Annotated in this window: 7 protein-coding genes; 5 read left to right on the top strand and 2 right to left on the bottom strand. The window is 37.8% G+C overall.

Annotated features, from left to right (window positions below; genetic code table 11):
* The 4 genes from AB4482_RS19960 to AB4482_RS19945 all read left to right on the top strand — a co-directional run.
* The coding region (locus AB4482_RS19960) for a hypothetical protein (RefSeq protein WP_372181488.1) at positions 1–919 on the top strand (919 nt) is incomplete at its 5' end.
* On the top strand, positions 916–1,656 hold the full coding sequence (locus AB4482_RS19955; protein WP_065584792.1) for a LysM peptidoglycan-binding domain-containing protein: 741 nt from the start codon (positions 916–918) through the stop codon (positions 1,654–1,656). The genes AB4482_RS19960 and AB4482_RS19955, both read left to right, overlap by 4 nt.
* 571 nt (positions 1,657–2,227) lie before the next feature.
* Positions 2,228–3,136, top strand: coding sequence for an IS5 family transposase (locus tag AB4482_RS19950; RefSeq protein WP_372181487.1), 909 nt, complete (start codon positions 2,228–2,230; stop codon positions 3,134–3,136).
* Between the two features lie 103 nt (positions 3,137–3,239).
* Entirely contained in the window at positions 3,240–3,503 is a 264-nt protein-coding gene (locus tag AB4482_RS19945) for a hypothetical protein (protein WP_017062773.1), read from the top strand.
* Between the two features lie 255 nt (positions 3,504–3,758).
* Here AB4482_RS19945 and AB4482_RS19940 read toward each other — a convergent pair whose 3' ends face one another.
* On the bottom strand, positions 3,759–4,769 hold the full coding sequence (locus AB4482_RS19940) for a helix-turn-helix domain-containing protein (RefSeq protein ID WP_372126462.1): 1,011 nt from the start codon (positions 4,767–4,769) through the stop codon (positions 3,759–3,761).
* Positions 4,770–4,865: 96 nt separating this feature from the next.
* A complete protein-coding gene (locus AB4482_RS19935; RefSeq protein WP_102321328.1) occupies positions 4,866–5,822 on the bottom strand; it encodes a helix-turn-helix domain-containing protein in 957 nt (318 codons plus the stop codon).
* A gap of 269 nt (positions 5,823–6,091) precedes the next feature.
* Between AB4482_RS19935 and AB4482_RS19930 the strand changes: the two genes are divergently transcribed.
* Positions 6,092–6,856, top strand: a complete 765-nt coding sequence (locus tag AB4482_RS19930) for an EAL domain-containing protein (protein ID WP_017062770.1) — start codon at positions 6,092–6,094, stop codon at positions 6,854–6,856.
* The last annotated feature ends 61 nt before the right edge of the window (positions 6,857–6,917 follow it).

The following is a 6,917-nucleotide window of genomic DNA, read 5'->3' as shown; positions in this document are numbered from 1 at the left end:
TTTTCATGATCTTGCCCTGTATCCCGCAACGATGGATAACCAACCCGTTAATAACGTTAGCTTTGTTAATCATTCTACAGGCGAAAGTTTTAACACCAGCCTGGAGTTGTTAGGCGTTGAGTATAATTTGGGTAGCTCGGCTAGTTATTTCACATCAAAAGACTACGGGTCAAATGTGGGAATGGGAGTTGCCAATGAGTGTGCAGCTACAAATATAAGTGGTTCGAGTGCGAAAGTGGGCCAAGAGTCGACTTTGTGTGTGTCGCGAATGGGTTACACAGCAACAAGCCGAATAGAGCCTTTTAAGTTTTATCGACCTGCTTTCGCTTTGCCTAATATCAGTAATGATGTGTTCGCAGCCCCTGTTGGATCTGGAACTTTTACGGCATCAATTAACCTTTCACCCACTTACTTTTTTACAAGTCAAACCGGTACGATGACTTATACCAGAGTGCCGGAGACGTTAATTATCACGATTGATTATCAAGCTGCGATCCTTGAATCATTAACGGTACTTGGAGACGGGAATATTGAACCCCAGTATGATACTGCAACAAAAAGGATCTCTGGTACAACGAGGTATGATGTTAGCTTGTTAGGGACTTTACCTACAGGCGTTATTATGACATTTAGCCCTACGTCAGGTGACTATGAGCTTACAAATATTGATAACTCGCTAGAAAAGATACCCTACACAATCACGTGTGCCATTGGCTGCGAAAGCCCTGACAAGGTGATTGTCCAAGACGGAGTACTTAATACCGTATCTTTTCCTGATTCAGAAGTGATTACAGTGAATGGAGAAGGTAGTAACAAAGTTGATGTAGCATACGATGTTAGTTTTGATGTCGATGGAAATGCACTCAGTTCAGGTAATTACCAAGGGTCGTTTAATGTTGTTTATGAGGTGAACCTGTGAACCGACTAATTAATAATATTTTTTTTATGTTTCTAGTACTAACCAGCGGTGCAGCGGTTGCTGAGAAGCCAACTGCTCATATTTTGGGGGTAGGGGCAAACTATGGCTATAATTTTGATGGAGATATGTTTGAGAATTCTCAATCTATTTATTTTCTCTACCAATATAACCGACTTCAATTGAATCTAGGTATCAAACATTATAAATTATTAGATGATTCTGAGTACATACCTGATTTAGGTTTGCTTTATAGTATACATGATGGAGAAGAAATTGATTTAAAGGTTGGAGTCGGATTTGAAGATAAATATCCAACAATAGAGTACCTTGCTGAGTATGCTTTGAATGAATATTTCGGTGCGAGTATCGCACTTAATCAAACGTTGAATGATGATTTTGGGCAAAATCAACGAGAAGCCGTGGTTGGATTATCTTATTATTTCAATGACAGCAAGCGTAAGATTGAGTCTGACCAAGTTGAACCTCGCCCTTCGTCACTTGAAATTACGAAAGCTCCGGATTGCACATCTGACCCAACTGATACGGACTGTGACTTCGATACTATGTCTAACAGTATATCCGAAGTTGCTGTTAAGCCGACATTACCTTATGTCGTACAAGAAGGTGATTGGTTATATGAACTACGTAGAAAGTTCGGCTTCGATTTAGAAGAGATCATTGAGAGTAATGATATTGAAAATCCTGATTTGATCATTCCTGGCCAAGTATTAGAATAAGCTCTTACCGGTAACCTAATCAATATTAAAGTATTACTAGACCTATTTCTTATAAGGTATGGTGATGCTTTTTTTTTGCACTCGATTAAATCTGTCTAACTATTCATCTATGATCTTACATAGCTTACGTTGATGTGAATAATCAAGTGTTGCCAAGAATCATGGTTTACATTCCAGATCTTAGGTTCAGGTATTAAATATTACGAAGTTAGATAAAATTTAATTCTCTTAATGTAAAACCATTAAACTACTATGAAGACTTGCAAGATATGTATTAGCGTTTTACTCTTCGGTCTCTCCCTAAGGTTTAACTGCCATCAAATCGCTAACCAGTGCATAATATGCATAAGTCTGGTGAATTGATGTGGCCGTATCCATGCTATATCATGATCGTTATGAATGGACTTTTCTGAACAAATTAATGTTTACAAATCTAACATCACGGATGCAAGAGTGGCTGGTAGGCATTAGACTTCTTTTTTCCTGCGAATAAGGCGTTGTTGCCTAAATCAATTGAACCTTTTTCGAGTCCTGCGATCTGATCCTTTATGATGGTTAGAGCGGTGACAACATGGGTAAGGCGAAAAAGAAGATAACTAACTGGGCGGAGTACAATAAGGCTTTGTGCAAACGGGGCTCGGTTACGTTCTGGATAGATGATACAGCCGTAGATGCATGGCGATGCAAAACCCATCATGGTAAGCGTGGTAGAGGCTTTCAGTACTCTGATACAGCGATTGAAACTGCCTTGATGATTAAAGGAGTATTCTCATTACCATTACGTGCTCTTCAAGGCTTTATTGATTCTATCTTTGAGCTATTGGATGTTCCACTGACGTCCCCTGACTACACCTGTATCAGCAAACGCTCGAAGACAGTTCAGGTCAAATATCGCAATAAATCCAAAGGAGCTATTCACCATATAGCCATTGACTCGACTGGTCTCAAAGTTTTTGGCGAGGGTGAATGGAAAGTGAAAAAGCACGGCGCCGAAAAACGCAGAACTTGGCGTAAACTGCACTTAGCTGTTGATGTAGAAACTCATGAGGCCATTAGTGCAGAAGTCAGTCTTGTAAGTGTTGGCGATAACGAAGTGCTGCCAACATTACTCAACCCTTTACGTAGAAAGATCCATACAGTATCTGCTGATGGAGCATATGACACAAAAAGTTGCCATGAGACTCTGAAAAATAAGGGCTGTACTCCGTTGATACCACCTCGAAAGAATGCGGCTCTTTGGGAAGATGGGCATCCCAGAAATGAAGCTGTAGAGGCTCTTAAAAACGGAACAATAACGGAGTGGAAATCTGAGTCTGGTTACCACTATCGCTCAATATCTGAGACCGCAATGTCTCGATATAAAGGACTAACCAGCGGTAAATTGAGCTTGAGATGTTACAACGCTCAAGTGGGAGAAATCATGGCGAATGTCAAAGCTATAAACAAAGTCATAGGACTAGGTATGCCTGTTAGAAGCTAACGATTAGTCAAATATGGCGTCGTTGAACCTCAAGCTGATTTGATCAACAACGCCTGCGAATAAGCTAAACTCTCATATGTAACCAATTACATTTGAGGTGTTTATGAAGTCGTTTGTCAATATTAAGGTCGTTTTATGTTCGTTTTTATTTTTTGCAACCTCAGCGATTGCTTCTATTAGTGCTGATGATGTCACGTTTTCAGGCCGAGTCGATGGAGATATACGAGCAATTTATTCTGACAAAAGTCTAACGAATGTGGATGGCATGCAAAACACGAAAGCTGTAAGAGGCATGACTCAGAGCAGTTATGTAACATTACTAAACAATGAAGTAGATGATGTAATTGTTCGTGAGGTTGACATGTAGTCAAGCGAACATAGCATATTAGATTCTAACTTTTTACCATATGCTTTAATACTCAATCGCTTAATTACATAGTATATAGATTGTACTGATAATTTAAGTGGGAAAATAATGAGGTATATTGGTTCAATAATATCGAATACGAATGTCAAAACTGTAGAGCTGTGTTTTGAAAGATTGAAGCAAGCAGGAGTTCATCCATCAGAACTATCTTTCGATGGATTGGTACTCCTGTTAATGTGCGCGGAAAGAGACCGCTTAGCAACACTGAGAGCTAATTGAGCATGGGTTTGAACAGGTTTGACAGCCTGTAAGCAAGTTCAAGAACTCGGGTTGAGTAAATAGCTGGCTTGTTTTTATGTGCATTAAAGCTTTAGAATAATAGTGTTTACCAATTTTGATTGCACCGTTGGTTGATTTTTTCTCGTACGAAACAACAGAAAATCCCATTTTTTCGAGTACTTCTGCTGAGCTCTTTATAGCAACTGTTGTGTAGTAGTCGGTAATGTTAGCGTGTTTTGCTAGAAACCTGAATTCTCTATTTAATTGTAGACGAAAAGGTCGCTCGTACAGCGAATGATGGCTCACCGCAAAATAAGCTAATTTTCGTCTTTTATTATAAGGAACGGTTTTTCTTAAATCTATTTCATCAATCGACTTTTGAGAAAGTGTTTCAATTTCGGAGATCATACCTTCAGTCGTGAATATAGTGCCTATGTTATGTCCTAATAGCTCCCCTGTGACGCTGTCGACATATTTATAGGCAATGAAACGTTTTTCATTGCAATATTTTAAAAAATCGATTTTATAGAGTCCATGCTTAATATTCTCATCAGAGGTTTTCTCATGAAAAACAAGTACAGAATTTACAATCTCACTATCATTAGAATTTCCAATCGGATATCCACAAACAGGATTGTGTTCGATCATCGATGTTGACTGATAATTTGCTCTGGCGATCAAGTTATTTAAACTACGGTATTTCTCTTCCATCAGAGTATTGAATTGATCAACTCTATTTTTAGAACTAGGGTCTTGATGTTGTAAATGACTAACTTTAGATAGATAAGGCTCAAGATCGTTGGTAAATTCTCGCAAAACACGAATACTACGGCTAAGAGTTGGTTTAGTTGTTCCTCTTTCCCATCGACTAAGTGTAACGGTATCAATGTTCGATAGATCTCCTCCGAGTAAGTTGAGCTTTGTAGCTGCTTGACTTTGTGTTAGTTCATTCGCGATTCGATATTTTTTTAAGTATTCGCCAAACACAGTAGTTTTCTCCAATCTTTTGCATAAGGCGAAGTATTATTATGTGTAGAAACTTAAGATGGTAGGCATCTTAATTTAAAGTCTGTTTGGCTATGCCTAATGATTTTTGATTGAGTATTGGTTATCCCACTGGGTTGTTTTTATGAGGGTTATTATTTCGGGTTGAGAAAGAAGTGTCGCTGTATCAATTTCGTATAAGCAATGTTCGAATGAGCGGTTGCCTAATTTAAAACCTCCTTTTTCTGACTCAATATCAAATGCTATTTTCTTAAATCCAAGTTGCTCTAAAATTTGTCCGATTTCAGGCCATGCACTAAAGAAATAATAACGTTGAACATTTGAATAGTGAATTAGGTTTATAAATTGAGAAACTAACATACATCGAAATATCTGGAAATTAGAAGAGTAACGATTATAATTACAAACCGATAACTTAGTCGAATTTTTATAACTGACAGATTTTGTCAGGTCGATATCAATGATTTTTGAATGAGTAACTTTGTCAAAATAGTCACTTTCGAATATAAAACTAATTGAGTGACCTACCAACTGCCCGCTTTCTGTTATAAATCTTTTTAAAATAGCTCGTTTGTTTTGTTGGTAGTCATATAGATTAATGTCGAAAAAACCCTTCGGTGTATGGATGGCTGTTTCGTAAAAGATTTTAAGGCTAGATAGTATCTTGTCATCATCTTTCAAAAGAAGTGGCATCTCAGTAATTAAAGTTGATTGTGGCTCTTGTGGCTCTTCATAACTTAATGATGAAAGCTTCGTTACCCTGTTATTAAAACGAAGTTGTTCAACCTCGTCTAGTAGCTTTGTTTCGTTTGGATTAGGTATTAATTCATAAAAGTCACTCAGGTCAACCTGTAAACAACGCAAGATTCTTAGGCATTTTGCAAGTGTTGGTTTGGTTTTTCCTCGTTCCCAACGACTGAGAGTTACCACGTCTACAGAGCGAAACTCTTCATTTGCAAGGTTTAACTTAACAGCAAGCTCACTCTGAGTAAGACCTAGTGAGACTCTCAATTCCTTTAAATAGTCACCAAACATACATTATCCCTAAGCGTAATTTGATCTAATTGAAGTATAGTCATCTATGATAGTTTATGGTGTTTTTAATAACCTATCTAAATGTAACAGACTCGAGATTACCGTTTTGAAACGGCATTGTGTATTTGTACAGGAGTTCGTTTAACTACTTATGCAGTTTGTCTTCACGGTTAAGAAGTAGGCATGTAAAGCTACATATGATTTGTTCATGCTAATCCTTGCTAGTTATTGATCTGTAGTATGGATTAATCACAAAAAGAGGTTTGTTTATGAATACGAATATGTTGTCTGAAAATTTACAAGCCGAAGCACTTATTGACGATGTTAATCAGGGATTGTTTTATCCTGTTTTTCAACCGATAACTAATGGCAATGGAACTGTCGGTGCTGAGGTTTTGTTACGTTGGGAAAAAGGGCACGATGTTGAATCGTCAATTCGCTGTCTGTTAGACTCTAAGAAGATTGCATGGTTTACTCAAATATTCTTGTTAAGAGTGTCCGAGGAATTATTGTCTCAGAAGAAAATGATTGATTTTCTGACTATTAATATCTCCCCTGATCACGTTTTAAGTTTCACTTTTCTACGTGATATTTCCCCAATTTGGCAAGCATGTAATAAGTTGGGTATAACCTTATGGATTGAGCTTACTGAGAATGAACAATACCCGGTTGGCATTGACGAGAAAAGGATGATGTCCCAGTTTGGAGTATGTCGTGGTCTTGGAATTAAAATCGCGATAGATGACTATGGCAGTGGTTATAACACTGGTGAAGCACTGATTAGGGTTGTTAAACCGAACATAGTGAAAATAGATCGGTCGTTAATGAGAAACCGGAGTGATAATTCGACCTTTTGGGAGCGTCTTAGATTTTTAGCTCGGAAGTATCAGATTGAATTGTTATCTGAAGGTATAGAAAACCATGAAGATTTACGTTTTGCACAATCGCAGGGCATAGATTATTTTCAGGGCTATCACTTAGGCAAACCTGGCTCATTGAGTCAATTGTCGAAACAAGGTGCAGCATATTGCTGATCTACTTAAAAATAGCGTGAATAAATTCGGGTTACTTTTAGTGTGTAAAGCATCATCGTTA

Origin of the sequence: Vibrio sp. 10N.222.55.C7 (genome assembly GCF_041473335.1) — a bacterium.
In the GTDB taxonomy this organism is placed as follows: Bacteria; Pseudomonadota; Gammaproteobacteria; order Enterobacterales; family Vibrionaceae; genus Vibrio; species Vibrio crassostreae_C.
This window is presented reverse-complemented; position numbering and strand designations above follow the sequence as displayed.